The following is a 23,369-nucleotide window of genomic DNA, read 5'->3' as shown; positions in this document are numbered from 1 at the left end:
AGCGAGTTCATTGATGGCTGAGTGAATGAGGCGTTCAGTATAGCCGCAGCGGCGCTACGCTCCAACCGCTGGCGCCGACCAATGCGCGCCGTGGGGGAGAGAATCGCGGGGCTTCGTGTTATACTCGCCGCCATCTTTAGCGATGTCGTCGCCTGACGGCCCGTTTTGCATTGGTACTACGTTGAGCATAAACCATGTTTGAAAATCTAAGCGATCGATTGTCGCGCACGCTGCGCAACATCAGTGGCCGCGGGCGACTGACCGAAGATAATATCAAGGATACCCTGCGCGAGGTGCGCATGGCGCTGCTGGAAGCCGACGTGGCGCTGCCGGTGGTGCGCGAGTTCATCAGTCGGGTGAAAGAGAGCGCGCTGGGTCAGGAGGTAAACAAGAGCCTGACGCCGGGACAGGAGTTCGTCAAAATCGTTCAGGATGAGCTGACCCGCGCAATGGGGGAGGCCAACACCGAGCTGAATCTGGCGGCGCAGCCGCCGGCCGTGGTGCTGATGGCCGGCCTGCAGGGCGCCGGTAAGACGACCAGCGTGGGTAAGCTTGGTAAATTCCTGAAGGAAAAACAGAAGAAGAAGGTGCTGGTCGTCTCCGCCGACGTGTATCGCCCCGCGGCGATCAAACAGCTGGAGACGTTGGCACAGGGCGTCGGCGTCGATTTCTTCCCTTCCGACGTCCAGGAGCGCCCGCTGGATATCGTGCAGCGCGCGCTGACCCACGCCAAGCAGAAGTTTTATGATGTGCTGATCGTCGATACCGCAGGTCGCCTGCACGTCGACGAAGCGATGATGGATGAGATCAAGCAGATCCACGCGGCGATCAATCCGGTGGAAACGCTGTTTGTGGTCGATGCGATGACCGGCCAGGATGCGGCCAATACCGCCAGCGCCTTTAATCAGGCGCTGCCGCTGACCGGCGTGGTGCTGACCAAGGTGGACGGCGACGCCCGCGGCGGTGCGGCGCTGTCGATCCGCCACATCACGGGAAAACCGATCAAGTTCCTCGGCGTCGGGGAGAAGACCGAGGCGCTGGAGCCGTTTTATCCGGATCGCGTGGCCTCGCGTATCCTGGGCATGGGCGACGTGCTGTCGCTGATCGAAGAGCTGGAGAGCAAGGTTGACCGCGCGCAGGCCGAGAAGCTGGCGACCAAGCTGAAGAAGGGTGACGGCTTCGATCTCAACGACTTTATGGATCAGCTCAAACAGATGCGCAACATGGGAGGGATGACCTCCATGCTGGCCAAGCTGCCGGGTGTCGGTCAGCTGCCGGACAACGTGAAGGCGCAGATGGATGACAAGGTGCTGGTGCGGATGGAGGCGATCATCAGCTCGATGACGCTGAAAGAGCGCAGCAATCCAGAGATCATCAAAGGCTCGCGCAAGCGCCGTATCGCTCAGGGTTCCGGCATGCAGGTGCAGGACGTGAACCGTCTGCTGAAGCAGTTTGACGAAATGCAGCGCATGATGAAAAAGATGAAGAAAGGCGGAATGGCGAAAATGATGCGCGGCATGCGCGGCATGATGCCACCGGGGTTCCCGGGGCGTTAATCGCCGTCGTCGGTGCGAAAGCGTATAGCGGTAGTTGCTTTTCGCGCCAAAATGAGTAAAATTTTCGGGCTTTTATGTTCGTATGAACAAGGACACCGGGCTCCGTTCCTCGATGGGGTCTGGTGTTTTATTTACTAATGAGGATGTTATGGTAACCATTCGTTTAGCACGTGGCGGCGCGAAAAAGCGTCCGTTTTATCAAGTAGTAGTGACCGACAGCCGTAATGCCCGTGACGGTCGTTTCATCGAGCGCGTAGGTTTCTTCAACCCGATCGCGACCGGTAGCGCCGAAGGCCTGCGTCTGGATCTGGATCGCGTAAGCCACTGGGTTTCCCAGGGCGCAACCGTTTCTGATCGCGTAGCTGCGCTGATCAAAGAAGCTCAGAAAGCAGCTTAATCCGTTGCGGTGGTCACGATGAGCACAGAGAATACGCCGGCGGTGAGCAATGCAGTTGTTCTGGGGAAACTCGGTTCTGCGTATGGCATCCGCGGCTGGCTCAGAGTGTTTTCCTCCACCGAGGATGCTGAAAGCATTTTTGATTACCAGCCCTGGTTTATCCAGCAGGCGGGTAAGTGGGTTGCGATCGAGCTGGAAAGCTGGCGCAGCCACAATCAGGATTGGGTCGTCAAAATTAAAGGTATTGACGATCGTGATGCGGCCAATGCCATGGTTAATCGAGAGATTATCGTGGATGAGTCGCAGATGCCGTCGCTGGATGAGGGCGACTACTACTGGAAAGACCTGATGGGTTGCCAGGTAGTCACCGTGTCCGGCTATGCGCTGGGTAAAGTCACTGCGATGATGGAAACCGGCTCCAACGACGTATTGGTCGTGAAGGCGAACCTGAAAGATGCATTCGGTATGAAGGAGCGGTTGATTCCGTTCCTCGACGGACAGGTGATCAAGAAAGTCGATCTCACTGCTAAATCTATTGAAGTAGATTGGGATCCTGGTTTTTGACCTCCGATATTAACGGTAGAACTGAGTGGAACGCCACAATGTGGATTGGGGTAATTAGTCTGTTTCCCGAGATGTTCCGCGCAATCACCGATTACGGGGTAACTGGCCGGGCTGTAAAAAAAGGCCTGCTTAGCGTGCAGTGCTGGAATCCGCGCGATTTCACGCACGATCGGCATCGAACCGTGGACGATCGCCCCTATGGCGGCGGACCGGGAATGTTGATGATGGTTCAACCCCTGCGGGATGCCATCCATGCGGCAAAGGCAGCGGCAGGCGAAGGGGCGAAGGTGATTTATCTTTCGCCACAGGGGCGCAAACTGGACCAGCAGGGCGTTTGCGAACTCTCCGTCAGCCAGAAGTTAATTCTGGTCTGCGGGCGTTATGAGGGTATTGATGAGCGCGTGATCCAAACCGAAATCGATGAAGAGTGGTCGATCGGCGATTACGTTCTCAGCGGCGGCGAACTGCCGGCCATGACCCTGATTGATTCGATCTCCCGGTTTGTGCCGGGGGTGTTGGGCGATCAGGCCTCGGCTGAGGAGGATTCGTTTGTCGACGGTCTGCTGGACTGTCCACACTATACCCGCCCTGAGGTGTTACAGGATATGGAGGTACCGGCGGTGCTGCTGTCGGGAAACCATGCCGAGATACGTCGCTGGCGCTTAAAGCAGTCGCTGGGCCGAACCTGGCTTAGAAGACCTGAACTTCTAGAAAGCCTAGCTCTGACTGACGAGCAAGCAAAGCTGCTGGCGCAGTTCCGCAAGGAGCATGCCGCGCAGCAGGATCATGAAGGCTGCGACTAAAACGTCGGGCCGATATATCAGTTTACCTAGGGTAAGAGATTATTATGAGCAATATCATTAAACAGATTGAACAAGAGCAGATGAAGCAAGACGTACCTGCGTTCCGTCCGGGTGACTCCGTGGAAGTGAAGGTATGGGTCGTTGAAGGTTCTAAAAAGCGTCTGCAGGCATTCGAGGGCGTGGTTATCGCTATCCGTAACCGCGGTCTGCACTCTGCATTCACTGTTCGCAAAATTTCTAACGGCGAAGGTGTTGAGCGTGTATTCCAGACTCACTCACCGGTTATCGACAGCATCGCTGTGAAACGTCGTGGTGCCGTTCGTAAAGCTAAACTGTACTACCTGCGTGAGCGTACTGGTAAGGCTGCCCGTATTAAAGAGCGCCTGAACTAAGACTACGCTTTCGCTACATCCGAAAGTAGTTAAATGATAAGGGGTTGGCCATATGGCCAACCCCTTTTTTTGTCGGTTGAAGACCCCTGACCTAGCCGGGGGTTGTCGTATCCATGCACTGCGACGTGCGGGTTAGCGCGCTCGGCATAGGTAGACAAAGGCGGGGGGGAGATTGCGCCATACCAGGGTACGCTGCCAGAGAAAGTGGGCAGAAAGGCCCTCTTCCAGCAGTGGGCTGTATTGGAACTGAATAAACACCCCATCGGGCGTCAGGGCGCGGGCGGCCTGCGCCAGGATCGTTTGGCGCAGCGCCTGGGGGAATGCCAGCAGCGGCAGCCCGGAGAAGATCGCATCGTATTTTTGCGTGATCGCCGCCGCCGAGGCGCAGTGCACCGTCGCGCGCCGATCGGCAATATTGCGTAGGGTCTGGCAAAAATGCGGGTTGGTCTCAAAGATATCCAGCCTGGCATCCGTCCGCATCTGACGCTGAATATGATGCGTCAGAACCCCGGTGCCTGCGCCGAACTCCGCAACGCGACGGCTATAGGCCCAGTCAACGGAGCGTACCATCTGGCGGCACAGATAGGGGGTGGAGGGGGTGATAGCGCCAACCGTGCGGGGTGAGCGGACGAACTGAGTAATGAAGTCTGCCGTCGTTTTTAGTGATTCGGTCAATAGCATGATACCGCTTCCTCTCGCTTCTCTTATCGTTGTTTCCATTAGAGCGAGAAATGCTTAAGGGGATATTAAGCTACGGCGTAAAGAAAGAATAAGAAGGGTAAGGTCGTGTCAGGCGCGCCACGACTGAGCCATGGCGCAGGTACCCTCCCGAGGGGGAGGGCGGCCGTTACAGGTTGTACTGTAGGGTGATCGCGCTGGTGCGGTCGGTGTGCTTGGGAGCACTGGCCGGCGGTTCGCTGTTGTAGGTCACGTTATAGGAGAGACGCAGCGAGAAGGCATCGTTAATGCTGACGTTGAGCGCCGTTTCCGAGTTGAGAGAGGTATCTTCGTTAGAGAGCGCAGAGACCCCCTGGGTAAACTGGGTGTTCTTGGTGAGCTGATAGGTATAGTTCGCGGCACCGTAGGCCAGCGCGCGGGTGGAGCGCCCCCCTTCCCGATACTCGTCATGGCGGATGCCTGGACCGAATTCGACGCGCAGATCCTGCGACGGCGAGGAGAAGATCTGACGACCATAGCCTGCGGTACCGGTGGTGCGGGAGGCGTAGCCGGCAAAGCGATCGTTCAGCCAGTTAACCTGGCCGAACATATAGTTATCGGTCGTGACGTTATAGCGGGTACGGGCGCCGGCCTGGTATTTTTCGGCGGAGCGGGTGCCGTTAGACTCGGCGTTATTCGCCGTTCCCCACAGGCTATAGGCGGTGGCGGCATCCCGGTTAAACCAGGTCATGGTGGTATCGGCCAGCAGGCTGGAGTTATTGCTGTTTCCTGACTGTGAGTTATAACCGGCCTGTATGTTTCCGGTAAAAGGCTGTTTCGCCGTTGACGGATCGTCTAACGCGGTAAACAGGGTGCTATCGGCACAGGCATTGACGCCGTACAGCGCAGCGGTAATGCCAATGAGGATCGGCAGTGAACGGGTGACGCATAAGCGGAGCATGATGTTTCCAGTAAAAATAGGGATGTTGCCAAAGTTGATAGGCGTCACATTATAGCGGGTGATATTGTGGCCAAAAATGGTAATGATTAGCTTATTTTTGCAAGGTTGACGGGAACGTTATACGCTTTTTTTATATCGGCCTCCCGTAGGAGGCCGGGGAAGAGGTTTCTTAATAGAATGCGGCAACCAGCAGATAGCCTACCGTACACGAGGTGATGACACCGATAAAACCGGGCAGGATAAAGCTGTGGTTAATAATAAATTTCCCGATGCGGGTGGTTCCTGAGCGGTCAAAGCCGATACAGGCCAGATCGCTGGGGTAGGTCGGCAGAACGAAGTAGCCATAGGCCGCCGGAAAGAACGCCAGCAGCATTTTGGGCTCAACGCCCAGCGATAGCCCCATCGGTGCGATGGCGGTCAGCGCGGCCGCCTGGCTGTTCACCAGCTTGGAGACCAAAAACAGCACCAGCGCATAGGTCCAGGGGTGGCTCTTCACGACATCTTCCAGCACCAGGCGCAGATCCTGCATATGCGCCTGGAAGAAGGTATCACTCATCCAGGCGACGCCAAAGACGGAAAAGATAGCGACCATACCGGCTTTAAAGACGGCGCCGCTGGAGATTTCGCCCGGCTTGACCTTACAGGACATCAGGATGATGGCGCCGGCGATCAGCATCATCATCTGGATGACCAGGTTCATCGAGAGGGGTTTCATCACCCCTTTCACCTCAAAGGCCGGCCGCAGATCGGCGAAGGCGCCCAGGATGACGACGACGGCGATAGCGGTAAAAAAGATCCAGGTAGCCCAGTAGGCCTGTTTGGGGAACGTCTGGTTCAGCAGCGTTTGGCTATCGCCATAGATGTAGGCGCGCTGCTCCGGATCTTTGATTTTCTCCTGGAATACCGGATCTTTATCCAGATCTTTACCGCGGCGCAGGCTCCACAGCGCGGCGACCAGCACCCCGCACAGCGAGGCTGGCACCGATACGGCCAGAATATCCAGAATCGTGAAGGCTTGGCCAATGCCGTGCGCGGCGCCGAGGATTGAGACCAGTGAAACCACGGCGACGGAGACCGGCGATGCGGTGATGGCCATCTGTGACGCGACGGAGGCGACCGCCATCGGGCGCTCTGGGCGGATACCTTTCTTCAGCGCGATATCGGCGATGATGGGGAACATGGTATAGACCACGTGTCCGGTGCCGCAGAGGAACGTCAGCATCCAGGTGGTCAACGGCGCCAGGATGGTGATGTGCTGCGGGTGACGACGCAGCAGGCGTTCGGCAAACTGCATCATCACATTGAGGCCGCCGGCGGTTTGTAGCACGGCGGCGCAGCCGATGACGGCCAGAATGGTCAGGATGACCTCGACCGGCGGCTTGCCGGGCACCAGATCGAAGATAAAGGTCAGGATGAAGAGACCAATACCACTGATAAGCCCCAGCCCCATCCCGCCATAGCGTGTCCCTAGCAATAGACAGATTATTATAACGGCAAATTGTAGTGTGACCATATATTCCCTTTGTTTTTATTCTCCCGCGCCGTGATTCATGTTATGAGAGCGTCGGGCATTCATGACAGCGAAATTCGTATACAGCGTAATGCTACGTAATAATCTTTTGGGTCTGCATATGATTCTGAGAGATTGCTCTCCCTTTATAAAAATACAGAATATAAATTAAATGAAAATTGATCTGAATAAAGTATTGTGGAAAAAATGAAAACGGAAAAGAGCCCGCTGGGCATCCAAAATAGGAATAGTGTCATAAGATAAATCTGTTCGTTATCATGCAGCAAGCGTATAGAGCAGCCAGTTACTTATCCTGCTTATAGTGTATCGCGGACGCGGCGTAGGCGGCGCTATCTCATTAGATAGCCTTATCATTCTGCTCTTTCTCTGATTATCTCTATACCTGAATGCGCGGTTTCGTGACGCTTCACGGTGCGGCGAGCGTCGGTGTTTTCATGCTTTCAGTAAAATTATGATATCGCCGACCGCCTCCGCTGCACGTTGTATTTTGGTGTTATTTGTGTGATGAGATTACGCGCTCATGTTAATAAAAAATAATTATATCTTGCACGTTATATCATAAATTGCGCATTTTGGATGCGTGTGACGCAATTGACAAATAATATACGCAAAAATTGTTACTGATAATTCGTATTGTTGTTTTCCTTATGCCTTTGGGAGGCTGGATGGTATCACTGTGTCTAACGGATGCGCTGCAGCGTAATATGAGGAAAAGTCTGCGCACTAGGCGGAAGCGAGTTATTTTTCCACTTTATCTATTTTTTACTTTTGCTTTATCTGTCAGTATCGCCAGCGCAGCATCTGAAAAAACGATGGATAGGCCTGGTAATCTTATAAAAGAAAATCAACAACGCGCCGCTTCGGATGAGGCTGGTCGCCTTTTCCGCATGCCCGTAACGCCGGATGGAACGGCTGTTTTGAGTGGTGAAATAGGTCAGCAGCCTATCGCTATACATAATGTTGAAGACGCCAATGCGGGGGAGTTAGTTGATTCACCAATAAACGATGCCATTGCCATAAATATAAACAGGGCCTCGCAGAATAATAAAAACAACGCAGGCGCTGGGTCATTGACGAAGGAGCAAGACCCTATGGATTCGCTGTCCATTCGCGGCGTGGGGAGCGCGTTGGCTGCATCGGGGCGAGTGGATGCATTACATCATATGGCGCGTACCATGGCGACGTCGGCGGTAAACGATCAGATAGGACAATGGCTCAATCGCTATGGGACCGCGCGGATCCAGCTGAATACCGATCGGGATTTTTCATTGGCAGAGAGCGCTCTGGACTGGCTGCTGCCGCTGTATGATTCGCAGACGTTGACCCTGTTTACGCAGCAGGGCTTCAGAAATAAGGATCGGCGTAATATTGCGAATATTGGCATCGGCACCCGGTTCATTCACCATGAGTGGATGATGGGGGGGAATGCTTTTTACGATAATGATTTTACAGGGGATAATAAAAGGGTTGGACTCGGTGCCGAGCTCTGGACAGACTCTTTTCAACTGTCCGCCAACGGTTACTTCAGGCTGACGGCGTGGCATCAGTCGCGCGATCGCAGCGACTATAATGAGCGGCCTGCCAACGGTGTCGATCTCCGCGCCAATGGTTGGCTTCCGGCGCAGCCCCACCTGGGAGGATCGCTGATATATGAGCACTATTTTGGTGATAACGTTGCGCTTTTCGGTAAAGATCACCTGCAGCGTAATCCCTATGCCATCACGCTAGGGGGGAGCTACACGCCGTTCTCTCTGCTGACGCTGGAGGTAAAGCAGCGCCTAGGTAAACAGGGAAATCAGGATACTCAGCTGGGGCTACACATAAATTATCGCCTGGGTGCTGACTTGCCGGCTCAGCTTGATCCCGCCGCGCTGGTCGCCGCAAGGACAATAGCAAAAACCCGCTATGACCTAGTGGAGCGGAATCATAATATTGTCCTGCAGTACCAAGAGCAGCAGAGGTTAAAAATCAAAAGCACTGAATATCTTGAGGGGTATCCCGGCAATAGCAGTGAAATCTATGCCGAGGTGGTCAGTAAATATGGCGTGCGCAATCTCCAGTGGATGAACGTTGCGGCGTTTGTTGCTGCCGGAGGGCAGATAATGGAGCTGCCAAACAATCGGTTAAAAATCACCTATCCCCCGTATAATGACAATGGGGACAATCGCTATCATATCGACGTGATGGCCTATGATACTCGGGGACAGAGCTCGAATATCAGTACGACGCAGATCTCGGTATTAAAGCCTGAGATGGATAATGACGCGTGGATTCTGAACGGTAACCTCACGCTGATTCGGGACAACGCGAAGGCCGACGGCGTTGATAAAAATCAGGTGCGCGCGCGGGTAACGAACGCCGCGGGGACACCGCTGAGCCATCAGCGCGTCGTTTTCTCGGCGGACAACGGCGCCACGCTGACGGCGGTGCAGGTGACCACCGGCGAGGATGGGGTGGCCGAGACCTCGTTGAGCAGTACGACGGTTGGCGTCAGCAACGTGAGCGCTACGCTGAGCAATAATCGGCAGTCTGCGCTAGATACCCACTTCGTGCCGAACGATCGGTTTACCGCGGTGCTTGTTAACGGCGCCCGCTTTGACGCGAGCGCCGGTTTTCCGACGACGGGTTTTGCCAATGCTAAGTTTTTATTGGAAATTAACGGCGACAGCGCGCAAAACGCCGACTATGAGTGGCGCAGCAGTGCACCGGCGTGGGTCACGGTAGACAGCGGCGGCAATGTGCAGTTTCAGGCCGAACCGACGGCGCGTCAGACCGTCACGATCACGGCGCGGTCTAAGCGCTATGGTCACGAGGTGTCCTATCCCTTTACCGTATCGCGCTGGTTTATCAGCAACGGCATTAATCATATTTCCAGCGCGGATGCCGATGCCTATTGTGCCGGGAACAGCGGTTACGAGGTGCCCAGCTATCGCTGGGTGACCAATGCGGTTAATGATGGTGATAAGGGCGTGCGTGCGGTCGGCTCGCTGTGGTCGGAGTGGGGAAATATTGCCAACTTAAATCTCATGTTTGGCGTCGATCAGAGCTGGAGCGCGGAATATACCGATGAGACTCGCACTGTCCGCTATACCGCGGGCCTATCGACGGGGCATCTTACCGCAGACCCGATCGTTAATAATGGGTGGCCGGTGCTGAGAATGGCGAATTGTGTAAAAACGCTTTAGCCACCGCTTCCGAACTCCGCCCTTCGCGCCGGACTATTGTGACCGTGGAGGGCGTCACTGGATATATAGATCGATCTTCATCAATAGATTATTGAAAACATGAGGCTGCATATTTTGACGCAGGTTGCGCCTATTGCCGGCACGATGAAGTTTGCCTGTGTACAATTTTTCTTATTTTAAGGGTGTGTATCTATGGCGGATATTATTACACGCACATTCTTTGCGTACGGTATTGAACACTTTTCTGCATGGGGAGACTTTTTCCAGCAGCAGGCACACTGCGGCAAGATAAAAATCAATGTGCATAATGATGATTTTTTTGGTGAGAGTGAGATCCATCATCTGCCCGGCGGTGAAATGGTGATCGCGATCCGCACCACGCCCGGCGTTATCGAGAAGTGCGAGCATTCCGCGGCGGTATTCGGCATCGTGTATTCGGATGCGCCGCTGCGGTGTACGCTGGACGGGCGAGAGATCGCCGTGCGCAGTAAAGAGTGTGTGCTGATAAACGGCGGACTGCCGTTTATCCTGGACTCCGCGGTCCCCCGGGCGACCGTCTCGGTATTGCTCCCGGTCGCCAGCTTTGGTTCGCATGCGCAGGCGGTGACGCCGATGTTTGACGGGCGCCTGGCCTCGACGCTGCCCTTTGGCAAGCTGATCAATAAGCTGGCCGCAGAATGCCATTGCGTGGCAGCGCTGCAGGAGAAGGTGGCGGCGTTGGTTAATCTGTTGATTATCTCCTGCGGGATGTCGCTGGGGCGTACGCTGAATAAATTTGCCTATCTCAGCAGTCTGATCGACGAACACTGTACAGGGTGCGACTTTTCCTTAGAGGGGCTGGTCAGCGTCAGCGGTATGTCAAAGCGTTCGATTCAGTATGTGTTTGCGCAGCAGAATACGCGTTTTCAGGATGTCCTGATCCAGGCTCGTCTGGATCGTCTGCTGAGAGAGATGCAGCATAACCCCTCGCGCTCCCTATCGGATCTGGTCAGCGGCTGCGGCTATCGTTCGCTGCTGACCGCCTCGCGGAACTTCAGACGCTATTACCGCGAGTCGCTGGAGGGGTATTACATAAAATACTGCCTATAAACGGGGGCGGCTATTGGCCCTCGGCGCTGATATAATCGGTGATTGACTGATTGAATTTACGCTTAAAATGCCTGGCTGCCGTTGAAAACGAGTTATAGCCGCTGAGAAAGACGATTTCATTGATTCTTTTGTTCTTCATCTTATGAATATTTTCGCATAGCAGCTTGAGTCGGATATCGGCGCTCAGGCGGTTAAACGAGGTGCCGTGCGACGCCAGGATATACTGAATGGTTCGGGCTGACATGGCGCACAGCTGCGCCAGCTTGGGCAGCGTGAGAGACTCATCGTAAATATTCATGGTGATTTTTTTAACGATGCGATCGTACTTGCCGTTGCTGTCCGGTGTTTCATTGTAAGTGATCACCTTAATCAGGTTGGTCACGATATCCAGGCGTTCGGCAAGCCCCGGCGCATGGTAGGTGGTCGATAGGATTTTGTTGATCTCATCGCCATACTTGATCGTCGAGAGTTTCCTTCCGGTTAATCCATTGATCACTTGCTCCAGTCGATCGCCCAGCAGAGAAAACGGGATGCCGAAAGAGCGCGTTTTTTGATATCCCGGTGAGGCGATACGGAAGCTTTTGGTACTGTCGATCAGGAAAGAGTCCCGGTAGGGGAGGGTGCAGCTGAGCCCCTCTTCACCCCACTGCATTTTGTGATCGGAGTAGATAAGATATAGCCGCCGATTTTGCAGGTCGCAGGCAATATGATGTTCAATACGGTAGCCGCAGGCGTTCATGGTCATGAAGTGGGCGCCGTTCTCCAGCGAGGTGATCGTGGTCTGTGCATAGAAATCATCGGCGGTCATTTCGATACTCAGCTCTCCACACTGTAGATTCCGCTGCATAAAGGTTAATAGCGCGGGAATATCCTCATAGCCTTTGGCTTCAAATGAGACAGTTGTATTCATCATATTTAATCAATGTCGCTGGCGCAGGGCAGAGGGCTCGCGCTGCCGATAGGTAAGCATAAAATAATATGCGCTAACTTCTATGCTGTTTATTTTATGCAAAACAGATGCGAAAGTGCACAAAATATTTTATTTCCGCGCTCGATTTTGTTCGTTCGTTAACCTGTCGTTTACGGCGCTAACGTCGGGTTATGTCAGCGTTATCGTACCGGCAGGATCGGGTAATAACCCATAGGGAGTATTCATCGTTGAATGGTAGGTTATTTCGCAGTAATTAAGCGGAAATATAAGGTTTGTTGAGCTGAGCTTATAAACTAGAGGTGCGTGAAATAGCGAGCGGATGAGGGGGATGTGCCATCGTATGATGAGTCTATGAAACATAATTAAATTTGAGGGGCGCGGTGGCTCGGCTATTTTTAGTTACGGCTATCGGACGGGGACAGCATGATATTTTATCAGACGAACTAATGAGTTCATTCACGGGGGGCGTTAGGCGATCCCCAGATGTTCTTTTAAATTTTTCAGGTAGCGGCGGCTGACCGGAATGCGTCTTCCACTGTGGGTCAATACCTCAGCGGCGCCGTTATCCAGCAGCTGGATTTCGCTCAGGCGATCGACGTTCACCATGTACTGCCGATGACAGCGAACGAAAGGGGTTTTCTCCTCTAGCGTTTTGAGGGTCAGCTGGGTATAGCCGCTTTGCTGAGCGCCGACGACGTGAATCCCGCTTAATTCTGACGACAGATACTCGATCTCATCCAGCTTGAGCAAAAAGATGCGATTGAGTCCGTGGCAGGGAATATGCCGCAGCTGCGGCTCCTGCAAAGGCTGTAGATTTTGCCGCACCGCGCACCCGCGTAGCAGGCGAACCAGGGTTTTTTGCAGTCTGGCGCAGTCGATCGGTTTGAGCAGATAGTCAAAGGCGTGCTGTTCAAACGCCTGAATGGCGTATTCGTCGAATGCGGTAATGAAGACGATATAGGGTTGGCTGTCCGGATCCAGCATGTTAACCATCTCTAACCCGCTGATGCGCGGCATCTGGATATCGAGAAACAGCACGTCGGGGCGCAGGCGATGAATGGTGGGGATCGCCTCCAGGGCATTGGCACAGCTGGCGACCAGCGTTATTTCAGGATAGCGTTGCAGCTGCGTCGTCAGCTCGTCACGGGCCGGCTGTTCATCGTCGACAATGATAGCGGTTAACATCGTATCTCCCCAGAGCGAACAGGATCGGACGGCAGGCCGCTGGCCCTCGGGCGTCGCGGACGGTTAGCGGGCACAGCCTAACATGTGTCTTTAACTTCGCGGTGTAATCGACAATGAAACTGCGTGATGCTTCAAATTTTGCTACTCAATAACGTGTAAAGATGAATGTACGATATTGTTTACATATATGGATTGAAAAGTTTACTGTGCATGTTAATGTAACCTGAATAGAGGCACGGCGGCCGCGCCGAGATAACCACTCCCAGATAGGCAGGTATTGTAATGATGATGCAAAAAGACGCGGTGAATAACGTTCATATCAGCGATGAGCAGATTTTGATTACGCCGGAGGAGCTAAAGGCCCGTTTCCCGCTGAGCGAGGCCCAGCAGGCGCACATCGCCACCTCCCGCCGCGAGATAGCCGATATTCTGGCTGGGCGCGACGGGCGTCTGCTGGTGATCTGCGGCCCCTGCTCGATCCATGATGTTGATGCCGCCCTTGAGTATGGCCGTCGCCTGCGAGCGCTGGCGCAGAGCGTGGGCGATCGGCTCTACGTTGTCATGCGGGTCTATTTTGAGAAGCCGCGTACCACGGTGGGCTGGAAAGGGCTGATTAACGATCCCTATATGGACGGCTCTTTCGACGTTGAGGCCGGGCTGCACATCGCCCGCCGCCTGCTGCTGCAGCTGGTCGATATGGGGTTGCCGCTGGCGACCGAGGCGCTGGACCCCAATTCGCCGCAGTATCTGGGCGATCTGTTCAGCTGGTCGGCCATCGGCGCGCGGACCACCGAGTCGCAGACCCACCGCGAGATGGCCTCCGGCCTGTCGATGCCGGTCGGCTTTAAAAACGGCACCGACGGTAGCCTAGAGACCGCGATTAATGCGATGAAGGCGGCGGCGATGCCGCATCGCTTCGTCGGTATCAATCAGGCGGGGCAGGTCTGCCTGCTGCAGACGCAGGGCAACCCCGATGGTCATGTTATTCTGCGCGGAGGGCGGGCGCCAAACTACAGCGCGCAGGATGTCGCGCAGTGTGAGGCCCTGATGGTGCGGGCCGGTCTGCGCCCGCTGCTGATGGTTGACTGCAGCCACGGCAATTCCAACAAGGACTACCGACGTCAGCCGCAGGTCGCGCAGTCGGTCATTGCGCAGATCGCGGGGGGGAACCGCGCCATTATCGGCGTGATGCTGGAGAGCAACCTGGAGGCCGGTAATCAGAGCTCAGAGCAGCCGCGCAGCGCTATGCGCTATGGCGTATCCGTGACGGATGGCTGCATTGACTGGACGACAACGGAAACGTTGCTGCGCGATATACAGCGTCAATTGGCGCCGCAGCGACGCGATCGGGAGGCATGATAGACGATGGTGGCGGAACTGAGCGCACTGCGCGATAGCATTGACGAGGTCGATAAGGCGCTGCTGGGGCTGTTGGCGCGCCGTTTACAGTTGGTCGCCCAGGTGGGGGAGGTCAAAAGCCGCTATGGTCTGCCGGTCTATGTGCCGGAGCGAGAGGCGGCGATGCTGGCGTCGCGCCGCGCGGAGGCGCAGCAGCTTGGTGTCTCGCCGGATCTGATTGAGGACGTGCTGCGTCGGGTGATGCGGGAGTCCTACGTCAGTGAAAATGACAAGGGGTTTAAGGCGCTGAATCCAACGCTGCGCCCGGTGGTGATCGTCGGCGGCGCGGGGCAGATGGGGCGGCTGTTTGCCCGGATGCTGCGCCTGTCGGGCTACTCGGTGCGTATACTGGAGCCGCAGGATTGGCCGCAGGCCGAGACGCTTTGCGCCGATGCCGGTATGGTGATGATCAGCGTACCGATCCATTTGACCGAGGCCGCGATAGCCCGCCTGCCGCCGCTGCCGTCGGATTGCCTGCTGGTCGATCTGGCGTCGGTTAAGGGAGGACCGATGCAGGCGATGCTGGCGGCGCATCGCGGGCCCGTCGTCGGGCTACATCCCATGTTTGGCCCGGACGTCGGCAGCTTTGCCAAGCAGGTGATCGTCTACTGCGACGGTCGACAGCCGCAGGCTTACCAGTGGCTGCTAGAGCAGCTGCAGGTTTGGGGCGCTCGCCTGCATCGCATCAGCGCGGTGCAGCACGATCAGAATATGGCGTTTATTCAGGCGCTGCGTCACTTTGCCACCTTTGCCTATGGGCTGCATCTGGCCGAAGAGAATGTCAGCATGGAACAGCTGCTGGCGCTCTCCTCGCCGATTTATCGTCTGGAGCTGATGATGGTCGGACGCCTGTTTGCGCAAGATGCGCAGCTGTATGCCGATATCATCATGGCATCGCCGGATAATCTGGCGCTGATCACGCGCTACTATCAGCGCTTCGGCGACGCGATCAGACTGCTGGACGGGCAGAATAAAGAGGCGTTTATCGAGACGTTTCAGCGTATCGCTCGCTGGTTCGGCGACGATGCGCAGCGTTTTCAGGATGAGAGCCGGGCGCTGCTGAGTCAGGCGCACGATCGCCGCGGTTGATGCCGCGGCGGTATCAGGATGATGATTACGCGGTCGGTGCGACCGGCACCACGTTTTCACTCGGGTAGCAGCCCAAGACTTTCTGCGATCGGGTGAGCGCCCGCAGGTCATGCAGCGCCCGCTGCATGGCTGGGTCGTTCAGATTCGCCTGAACATCCAGGTAGAACATCTCCTCCCACGGATTGCCGTTGATCGGCCGCGACTCCAGCTTGGTGATGACGATATGCTGCTCGCGGAAGGCCAGCAGCGCATCGACCAGCGCCCCGGGCTGTTGGCCCGTCGCCATGATCAGCGTGGTTTTGGCGGCGATGTGGGGATTGACCTCGATCGCTTTGCGCGCCAGGACAATGAACCGGGTCATGTTCTGGGCCTGGTTGGCCAGATCGTGCGCCAGCGGCTGCAGGCCATATAGATTACCGCCGTCGGCGCTGCCCAGGGCTGCCGCCTGGGGAGAGCGCAGCGCGGCGACCTTCTCCATCGCGGCGGCGGTGCTTTCACAGTATTCGATATGCCACTGTGGGTAGCGGCTGAGGAACTGGCTGCACTGCTGAAACGGCTGGGGGTGACTGTAGACGGTGGTCAGCGCGCTGATGTCGCCCTCTCCGGCGATCAGCAGGCAGTGCTCGATAGGCAGCGTTAGCTCTCCGACGAGGGAGAGGCTGGTGTGCTGCAGCAGATCGTAGACGTCGTTAATGGCGCCGGATGAGGTGTTTTCTATCGGCAGTACGCCATAGTCGGCCTGGCCGCTTTCGACCTGGGCGACGACGTCTTGAAAACGCTGGCATCCGCACTCCAGCACCCGATCAAAATGGCGCGCGGCATAGCGGCGAGCGGCCAGATGGGAATAGGAGCCTTTGGGACCGAGAAAGGCGATGCGTGCGGCGGCGTCGACGGCCAGGTGTGACTGCTGTAGCAGCGCCTGCTGGGTCAGCACCGAGTCTTCGATAATCAGTTGAAACAGGCGAGTAATAAAATGTGCGTCAAGCTGCAGCGGTTTGCCCTGCTCAATCAGGCTGTGCAGCAGATCGCGCTCTCTGGCCCGGTCGCGAACCGGGTGATGCAGCGCCTGTTTGGTGCGGGCGACCTGCTCGGCCAGGCAGCGGCGTTCGCCCAGCAGCGCCAGCAGCTGGCTGTCGACGGCGCTAATCTGCTCGCGCAGCGTCAATAATGGATTGGGTGTGCTCATCAGGGGCCCTTAATCAGCGTGGTGCAGTGGTGGCGCGCATAAAAAAAGCCTCCCGGGGGAGGCCTTACATCGTTCTTTCGCTGCTTTCTTAGCGTAGAGCGACGCCTCCCGGGCGCAGCGTCGGAAAAAAGCAGCGAAAGAACAACGAGCGATGGGACATAACGCAGCTCCACGGTGAGTCATACCCTACGTTAACCGTGATACTTTTTTCCTGTCAATGTTTTTTATTGATACAAAAAACGCGCCCGTGGGGCGCGTTATCTCTAAATAAAAGGGCTCGTTTTAGGTTATTCGCTGGCAGTGGCCTGCAGATTAGCGTCTTTTACGCTGGTATGGGCGCGGCGAGCTTCGCCCTTATGCTGGACTTTGTTTAGCTGACGCTCCAGCTTGTTCAGCAGCTCGTTGATGGCGGCATACATGTCTTCATGCTTGGCGCTGGCGACCAGCTGGCCATTGGGCGTGTTAATCGTGGCGTCAACCACAAACCCCTGCGGCTCCTTAGACAGAATGATATGCGGGTTAATCAGGTGCGTTTGCCATTTGTCCAGTTTGCTGAGACGGTCTTCGACATGTTCACGGATGGCAGCAGTGATTTCCATTTGTTTGCTGGTAATGCTGATAGTCATACAGATACCTCTCTGTCTTTTCCGTCTTGGTGATTTCAGCATAACGCGCCGCGGAGCAAAGTGTGAGAGGAAAATCACGGATTTTTGTCACTTTTTGCAAAGTTAAGTGGTTTTGTGATTCTGGTGAAAAGTGCTGAAAATAGCGCTTGAGTCAGCGGAAATTTATGCGCATGATGGAAAAGTTAAGGCAGAAAAATTGGCGCGGCCTAGGATCGATCATGGCCGAAATCTCCCCCACGGGGCGGGACGCTCTTCCCGGCCTCATCCGCGCGGATCAAACAAAAGGCAGCCGATGGGCTGCCTTCGCTGTTTATCCGTCTCTGCGTCGGCGCTATGCTTTGTCGCCGTTGAACGCGATGATTTTTTGTACCTTGTCGGCTTCGCCGTTCAGGCCCATCTGACGGTAGGCGTTCTCCATCAGCGGCAGCGCGTCACGGGTCGCCTGGGTATCCGGATAGTTGCGCAGCATCTGCTCTACGCGGTTTACCACGGCAACATAGGCCCCGCGCTTGGTGTAGAAGCGGGCGACGGCCAGTTCGTGTTTGGCAAGCCGGTTTTTCAAGAAGAGCAGACGCTTGGTGGCATCGGTCGTGTAGGCGCTGTTCGGGTAACGCTGTACCAGCTGGCTGAAGTCACGGAAAGCCTGGCGGGCATGTTCGGGGTCACGGTCAGAGCGGTCGATGCCGAAGAAGCCCTGCAGCGCGCTGTCGTCCATGGCCATATCCGTCAAACCACGCATGTACAGTACGTAGGGCATGTTTTGGCTGGTCGGATTGAGACGGATGAAGCGATCGATGGTAGCCTGTGCCATCGGCAGGTCTGCCGACTTGTAGTAGGCGTAGATCAGATCCAGCTGCACCTGCTGAGAGTAAGGGCCAAATGGATAACGATTATCCAGCGCTTCCAGTTGCGTAATCGCCGCTTTAAAGTTACCGTCCTGCAGTTTTTGCTGTGCGGTGGCGTAGATTTCTGCAGGCGGATTGTCGGGCACCGCCTCTTTGGAGCTGGAGCAACCAACCAGCGCCAGGCTCAACGTGGTGGCAGCCACCAGATATTTGATACGCGTCATGACGTTTTGCTTACCCTTTTTTGTGTTGTTCCGGGTGACTCTCCGTTAAGCTCCCGGCAAAGACCAGCTACAATAGCACATTATTTTAAACGGCAACGCCGAGAAAACCCAACGTTAACGAAAGAAACTCACTATGGCACAACAAGTACAGCTCACCGCGACGGTGACGGAATCCCAGCTCGGTCAACGCTTAGATCAGGCGTTGGCGGAATTGTTCCCTGATTATTCACGTTCACGCATAAAAGAGTGGATCCTAGAGGGTCGCGCCAGCGTGAACGGGGTCATCATCAATAAGCCGAAAGAGAAGGTTTTGGGCGGTGAGCATATTGCCATTGATGCCCTGATTGAGGAAGAGAACCGTTGGGAAGCGCAGGATATCGCGCTGGATATCGTCTACGAGGACGAAGATATCCTGGTGATCAATAAGCCGCGCGATTTGGTCGTGCACCCCGGCGCCGGTAACCCGGACGGTACGGTGCTCAACGCGCTGCTGCATTACTATCCGCAGATCGCCGACGTTCCGCGCGCCGGGATCGTGCACCGACTGGATAAAGACACCACCGGTCTGATGGTGGTTGCGAAGACGGTACCGGCCCAGACTCGCCTGGTCGAATCGCTGCAGCTGCGTGAAATCACCCGTGAGTATGAGGCGGTGGCCATCGGGACCATGACCGCCGGCGGCACCGTACGGGAGCCCATCGCGCGCCATCCGACCAAGCGAACCCACATGTCGGTACACCCGATGGGTAAACCGGCGGTGACGCACTACCGCATCATGGAGCACTTCCGCGCCCATACGCGCCTGCGCCTGCGCCTGGAGACCGGGCGTACTCACCAGATCCGTGTGCATATGGCACACATTAACCATCCGCTGGTGGGCGATCCGCTGTACGGTGGCCGTCCGCGCCCACCGCGCGATGCGTCGCCGGAGTTTATCCGCGTCCTGCGCGAGTTTGATCGCCAGGCGCTGCACGCGACCATGCTGCGCCTGTATCACCCGATCAGCGGTATCGAAATGGAGTGGCATGCACCGATCCCGGAAGATATGCAGCGCCTGATTGCGGTGATGCAAGAGGACGCCGAAATCTTTAAGGATGAGATGGACTGGCTATGAAACCGATCGTGCCGCGCTGGTCGGCGCCGTCGCGGGTCTTTGCCTATGGGACCACTCGCGACGGCGGCGTTAGTCTGCCGCCCTATGACGCGTTAAATTTGGGCGCGCACGTTGGCGACGAGCCTGCACGGGTTGCGGCCAACCGTGCGCGGCTGTGTCAGGCGTTGGCGCTGCCGACGCCGCCGGTGTGGCTGGATCAGGTACACGGTACGCGGGTGCTGACGCTGGCGGCCGGGAATACCGACGACGATGTGCGTGCCGATGCAGCCTATACCCGAACGCCGGGGCAGGTGTGCGCGGTGATGACGGCTGACTGTCTGCCCGTGCTGTTTACCTGTGATGAGGGTAACGAAGTGGCGGCGGCGCATGCCGGTTGGCGTGGGTTGTGCAATGGGGTTCTGGAGCAGACCCTGCGCTGTTTTAATGCGGCGCCCGGTGCGGTGATGGCTTGGCTCGGCCCGGCCATTGGCCCCGAGGCTTTTGAAGTGGGCGCCGAGGTGCGCGCGCAGTTTATGCAGCACGATCGGGCCAGCGCCAGCGCGTTCCGGCCCACGGCGGGCGATAAATACCTGGCCGATATCTATGCCCTGGCGCGCCAGCGTCTGCAGGCCGCGGGCGTTACCCGCATCAGCGGCGGCGAGTTCTGTACGCTGAGCGACGCATCGCGCTTCTTCTCCTACCGTCGTGCGGCGCAGACCGGTCGCATGGCCTCGCTGATCTGGTTCTCCTAACGTATCTCTCCCAAGGCCAGCGTCCTGCGGCCTTGGGACGCTGTACGCCTCACGTGCCACCCCAAATTGAACAAAAAATAATTAAATAATTGTCACGGTTTGGTTGAAAAGTGCAGTCTAGACCACACTTATTCTCCAGAAGCAATTTGCATACGTCTCGGAGGAAACATGCGTCTGGATCGCTTAACCAACAAGTTCCAGTTAGCCCTCGCTGACGCCCAGTCTTTGGCACTCGGGCGCGATAACCAATTTATTGAACCGATACATCTGATGAGCGCGATGCTCGGTCAGGATGGGGGCACGGTTCGTCCTTTGCTGGTATCTGCAGGCGTCGATATCAGCGCGTTTCAGCAGTCCCTTGAGCAGGCTATTGCCCGTCTACCGCAGGTGGAGGGGACCGGTGGCGACGTGCAGCCATCCAATGAGCTGATTCGGGTTTTGAACCTGTGTGACAAATTAGCGCAAAAGCACAGTGACACCTACATATCGTCAGAGCTGTTTATTCTGGCCGCGATGGAAGAGCGTGGCAAACTGGCCGATATGTTGAAGGCCGCCGGCGCGTCTGCGCAAAAACTCAACGCTGCCGTTGAGCAGCTGCGCGGAGGAGAGAAAGTGGACGATCAGAATGCGGAAGATCAGCGTCAGGCGCTGAAGAAGTACACCATCGATCTGACCGAGCGTGCCGAGCAGGGTAAGCTGGATCCGGTGATTGGGCGTGACGAAGAGATCCGCCGCACCATTCAGGTACTGCAGCGCCGCACCAAGAATAACCCGGTGCTGATCGGGGAGCCCGGGGTCGGTAAAACGGCCATCGTTGAAGGGCTGGCCCAGCGCATCATCAACGGTGAGGTCCCGGAGGGGCTGAAGCACAAGCGCGTGCTCTCCCTGGATATGGGGGCGTTAATCGCCGGTGCGAAATTCCGCGGTGAGTTTGAAGAGCGTTTGAAGGCGGTGCTGAACGACCTGGCCAAACAGGAGGGCAGCGTCATTCTGTTTATCGATGAGCTGCACACCATGGTGGGGGCCGGTAAGGCCGACGGCGCTATGGACGCGGGGAATATGCTGAAGCCGGCGCTGGCGCGCGGCGAGCTGCACTGCGTCGGTGCGACGACCCTGGATGAGTACCGTCAGTATATTGAGAAGGATGCCGCGCTGGAGCGCCGTTTCCAGAAGGTCTATGTAGCGCAGCCGTCCGTCGAGGATACCATTGCCATTCTGCGCGGGCTGAAGGAGCGCTATGAGCTGCACCACCACGTGCAGATCACCGATCCGGCCATCGTGGCGGCCGCCACGCTGTCTCACCGCTATATCGCCGATCGCCAGCTGCCGGATAAAGCCATCGACCTGATCGATGAGGCGGCATCCAGCATTCGTATGCAGATCGACTCCAAGCCGGAGGCGCTGGATCGTCTGGAACGGCGCATCATTCAGCTGAAGCTGGAGCAGCAGGCGCTGAAGAAAGAGTCTGACGAGGCCAGTAAGAAGCGTCTGGAGATCCTGAACACCGAGCTGGAGGAGAAAGAGCGCGACTATGCCTCGCTGGAAGAGGAGTGGAAGGCAGAAAAGGCCGCGCTGACCGGTACCCAGAATATCAAGGCCGAGATCGAACAGGCCAAGATCGCGCTGGAGCAGGCGCGCCGCAGCGGTGACCTTGCGCAGATGTCTGAGATCCAGTACGGCAAACTGCCGGATCTGGAAAAGCAGCTGCAGGCCGCAACGCAGGCCGAAGGCAAGAGCATGAAGCTACTGCGCAATAAGGTCACCGATGTCGAAATCGCCGAGGTGCTGGCGCGCTGGACCGGTATTCCGGTATCACGCATGCTGGAGGGCGAGCGTGAAAAACTGCTGCGCATGGAGGATGAGCTGCATCGGCGCGTCATCGGGCAGAATGAGGCGGTTGAAGCCGTTTCCAACGCCATTCGCCGTAGCCGCGCCGGGTTGTCCGATCCGAACCGTCCCATCGGCTCATTCCTGTTCCTCGGCCCGACCGGGGTGGGTAAAACCGAACTGTGCAAGGCGTTGGCTAACTTCTTATTCGACAGCGATGACGCCATGGTGCGTATCGATATGTCCGAGTTTATGGAGAAGCACTCTGTTTCCCGTTTGGTCGGGGCACCTCCGGGATACGTCGGGTATGAAGAGGGCGGCTATTTGACGGAGGCGGTACGCCGTCGTCCGTACTCGGTCATCCTGCTCGACGAGGTCGAGAAGGCGCATCCGGATGTCTTTAACATCCTGCTGCAGGTGTTGGACGATGGACGCCTGACCGATGGTCAGGGACGCACCGTCGATTTCCGTAATACGGTGGTCATTATGACCTCTAACCTGGGCTCTGACCTGATCCAGGATCGCTTCGGCGACCTGAGCTATGGTGAAATGAAAGAGCTGGTGATGAGCGTAGTCACTCATCATTTCAGACCGGAGTTCATTAACCGTATTGATGAGACGGTAGTATTCCATCCGCTGGGTCAGGAGAACATCAAGGCGATTGCCCGTATCCAGCTGCAGCGTCTGTACCAGCGTCTGGAAGAGAAAGGCTACAGCATTAGCATGAGTGATGCGGCGTTGGAGCAGCTGTCTCAGGCCGGCTTCGATCCGGTATACGGCGCGCGTCCGCTGAAACGCGCCATCCAGCAGGAGATCGAAAACCCGCTGGCGCAGCAAATCCTTTCAGGATCGCTGCTGCCGGGTAAGCCGATCGTCCTGGAGCTGGATGGGCAGCAGATCGTCGCGCGGCAATAATCCGTCGCTCGTGATAAGAGGATAAAGGGCAGCCGTTAGGCTGCCCTTTTTGCGCTCAGGGGGCGGTTCAGTAAGTGAAAATGCTGCAAAACAGAGCGCTCTGTATGCAAAACAAACGAACGGTAAAAAAGTTGAATTTAGGACTTGTCAGCCGACGTAAACT

20 protein-coding genes and 1 other annotated feature are annotated in these 23,369 nt (G+C 56.4%); of the genes, 12 read left to right on the top strand and 8 right to left on the bottom strand.

Features of this window, described 5'->3' with window-relative positions:
- Positions 1 to 194 precede the first annotated feature (194 nt).
- From ffh to rplS, 5 genes are all read left to right on the top strand, one after another.
- Entirely contained in the window at positions 195 to 1,556 is a 1,362-nt protein-coding gene (ffh, locus tag BRD58_RS14840) for a signal recognition particle protein (RefSeq protein ID WP_012849675.1), read from the top strand.
- A gap of 148 nt (positions 1,557 to 1,704) precedes the next feature.
- Positions 1,705 to 1,953 carry a 30S ribosomal protein S16 gene (rpsP, locus tag BRD58_RS14835; RefSeq protein WP_015462230.1) on the top strand — a complete coding sequence of 83 codons (249 nt, stop codon included), beginning with the start codon at positions 1,705 to 1,707 and terminating at the stop codon, positions 1,951 to 1,953.
- An 18-nt stretch (positions 1,954 to 1,971) separates the two neighbouring features.
- Positions 1,972 to 2,517 (top strand): ribosome maturation factor RimM, encoded by a 546-nt coding sequence (gene rimM / locus BRD58_RS14830; protein WP_012849673.1) that lies wholly within the window; start codon positions 1,972 to 1,974, stop codon positions 2,515 to 2,517.
- A gap of 38 nt (positions 2,518 to 2,555) precedes the next feature.
- Entirely contained in the window at positions 2,556 to 3,320 is a 765-nt protein-coding gene (gene trmD / locus BRD58_RS14825) for a tRNA (guanosine(37)-N1)-methyltransferase TrmD (protein ID WP_012849672.1), read from the top strand.
- A gap of 44 nt (positions 3,321 to 3,364) precedes the next feature.
- The gene (gene rplS / locus BRD58_RS14820) at positions 3,365 to 3,712 is read left to right on the top strand and encodes a 50S ribosomal protein L19 (protein ID WP_012849671.1); all 348 of its coding nucleotides are present in this window, start codon (positions 3,365 to 3,367) and stop codon (positions 3,710 to 3,712) included.
- A 132-nt stretch (positions 3,713 to 3,844) separates the two neighbouring features.
- Here rplS and BRD58_RS14815 read toward each other — a convergent pair whose 3' ends face one another.
- The 3 genes from BRD58_RS14815 to BRD58_RS14805 all read right to left on the bottom strand — a co-directional run bounded on the left by BRD58_RS14815 (position 3,845) and on the right by BRD58_RS14805 (position 6,843).
- The gene (locus tag BRD58_RS14815) at positions 3,845 to 4,393 is read right to left on the bottom strand and encodes a class I SAM-dependent methyltransferase (RefSeq protein ID WP_069579260.1); all 549 of its coding nucleotides are present in this window, start codon (positions 4,391 to 4,393) and stop codon (positions 3,845 to 3,847) included.
- Positions 4,394 to 4,559: 166 nt separating this feature from the next.
- Complete coding sequence (locus tag BRD58_RS14810) at positions 4,560 to 5,330, bottom strand: DUF481 domain-containing protein (protein ID WP_073383476.1); 771 nt, start codon at positions 5,328 to 5,330, stop codon at positions 4,560 to 4,562.
- Positions 5,331 to 5,499: 169 nt separating this feature from the next.
- Complete coding sequence (locus BRD58_RS14805; protein ID WP_015462227.1) at positions 5,500 to 6,843, bottom strand: anaerobic C4-dicarboxylate transporter; 1,344 nt, start codon at positions 6,841 to 6,843, stop codon at positions 5,500 to 5,502.
- 683 nt (positions 6,844 to 7,526) lie between these two features.
- On the opposite strand from BRD58_RS14805, the gene BRD58_RS14800 reads away from it, so the two are divergent.
- Together BRD58_RS14800 and BRD58_RS14795 are read left to right on the top strand one after the other, a co-directional pair.
- A complete protein-coding gene (locus BRD58_RS14800) occupies positions 7,527 to 10,046 on the top strand; it encodes an inverse autotransporter beta domain-containing protein (protein ID WP_069579258.1) in 2,520 nt (839 codons plus the stop codon).
- 192 nt (positions 10,047 to 10,238) lie between these two features.
- Positions 10,239 to 11,135 (top strand): helix-turn-helix domain-containing protein, encoded by an 897-nt coding sequence (locus tag BRD58_RS14795; protein WP_012849665.1) that lies wholly within the window; start codon positions 10,239 to 10,241, stop codon positions 11,133 to 11,135.
- Positions 11,136 to 11,145: 10 nt separating this feature from the next.
- On the opposite strand, the gene BRD58_RS14790 is transcribed toward BRD58_RS14795, so the two are convergent.
- Both BRD58_RS14790 and btsR read right to left on the bottom strand, forming a co-directional pair.
- Positions 11,146 to 12,048 (bottom strand): helix-turn-helix domain-containing protein, encoded by a 903-nt coding sequence (locus tag BRD58_RS14790; protein WP_012849664.1) that lies wholly within the window; start codon positions 12,046 to 12,048, stop codon positions 11,146 to 11,148.
- Between the two features lie 486 nt (positions 12,049 to 12,534).
- The gene (gene btsR, locus BRD58_RS14785; RefSeq protein WP_012849662.1) at positions 12,535 to 13,251 is read right to left on the bottom strand and encodes a two-component system response regulator BtsR; all 717 of its coding nucleotides are present in this window, start codon (positions 13,249 to 13,251) and stop codon (positions 12,535 to 12,537) included.
- A gap of 288 nt (positions 13,252 to 13,539) precedes the next feature.
- On the opposite strand from btsR, the gene BRD58_RS14780 reads away from it, so the two are divergent.
- Positions 13,540 to 14,610, top strand: a complete 1,071-nt coding sequence (locus BRD58_RS14780) for a 3-deoxy-7-phosphoheptulonate synthase (protein ID WP_073383963.1) — start codon at positions 13,540 to 13,542, stop codon at positions 14,608 to 14,610.
- Between the two features lie 6 nt (positions 14,611 to 14,616).
- Positions 14,617 to 15,738 carry a bifunctional chorismate mutase/prephenate dehydrogenase gene (tyrA, locus tag BRD58_RS14775; RefSeq protein ID WP_015462223.1) on the top strand — a complete coding sequence of 374 codons (1,122 nt, stop codon included), beginning with the start codon at positions 14,617 to 14,619 and terminating at the stop codon, positions 15,736 to 15,738.
- Between the two features lie 25 nt (positions 15,739 to 15,763).
- On the opposite strand, the gene pheA is transcribed toward tyrA, so the two are convergent.
- From pheA to bamD, 3 genes are all read right to left on the bottom strand, one after another.
- Complete coding sequence (gene pheA, locus BRD58_RS14770) at positions 15,764 to 16,924, bottom strand: bifunctional chorismate mutase/prephenate dehydratase (RefSeq protein WP_012849659.1); 1,161 nt, start codon at positions 16,922 to 16,924, stop codon at positions 15,764 to 15,766.
- 38 nt (positions 16,925 to 16,962) lie between these two features.
- Positions 16,963 to 17,085 (bottom strand) — a sequence feature (Phe leader region).
- Positions 17,086 to 17,211: 126 nt separating this feature from the next.
- Positions 17,212 to 17,550, bottom strand: a complete 339-nt coding sequence (raiA, locus tag BRD58_RS14765) for a ribosome-associated translation inhibitor RaiA (RefSeq protein WP_012849658.1) — start codon at positions 17,548 to 17,550, stop codon at positions 17,212 to 17,214.
- Positions 17,551 to 17,881: 331 nt separating this feature from the next.
- Complete coding sequence (gene bamD, locus BRD58_RS14760; protein WP_012849656.1) at positions 17,882 to 18,619, bottom strand: outer membrane protein assembly factor BamD; 738 nt, start codon at positions 18,617 to 18,619, stop codon at positions 17,882 to 17,884.
- 133 nt (positions 18,620 to 18,752) lie between these two features.
- On the opposite strand from bamD, the gene rluD reads away from it, so the two are divergent.
- From rluD to clpB, 3 genes are all read left to right on the top strand, one after another.
- The gene (gene rluD / locus BRD58_RS14750; RefSeq protein ID WP_015462222.1) at positions 18,753 to 19,733 is read left to right on the top strand and encodes a 23S rRNA pseudouridine(1911/1915/1917) synthase RluD; all 981 of its coding nucleotides are present in this window, start codon (positions 18,753 to 18,755) and stop codon (positions 19,731 to 19,733) included.
- Complete coding sequence (yfiH, locus tag BRD58_RS14745) at positions 19,730 to 20,464, top strand: purine nucleoside phosphorylase YfiH (protein WP_012849654.1); 735 nt, start codon at positions 19,730 to 19,732, stop codon at positions 20,462 to 20,464. Before rluD ends, yfiH begins: the two co-directional genes overlap by 4 nt.
- Positions 20,465 to 20,632: 168 nt before the next feature.
- Positions 20,633 to 23,206, top strand: a complete 2,574-nt coding sequence (clpB, locus tag BRD58_RS14740; protein WP_012849653.1) for an ATP-dependent chaperone ClpB — start codon at positions 20,633 to 20,635, stop codon at positions 23,204 to 23,206.
- Positions 23,207 to 23,369 lie beyond the last annotated feature (163 nt).

Source organism: Edwardsiella piscicida, assembly GCF_001896205.1.
In the GTDB taxonomy this organism is placed as follows: Bacteria; Pseudomonadota; Gammaproteobacteria; order Enterobacterales; family Enterobacteriaceae; genus Edwardsiella; species Edwardsiella piscicida.
This window is presented reverse-complemented; position numbering and strand designations above follow the sequence as displayed.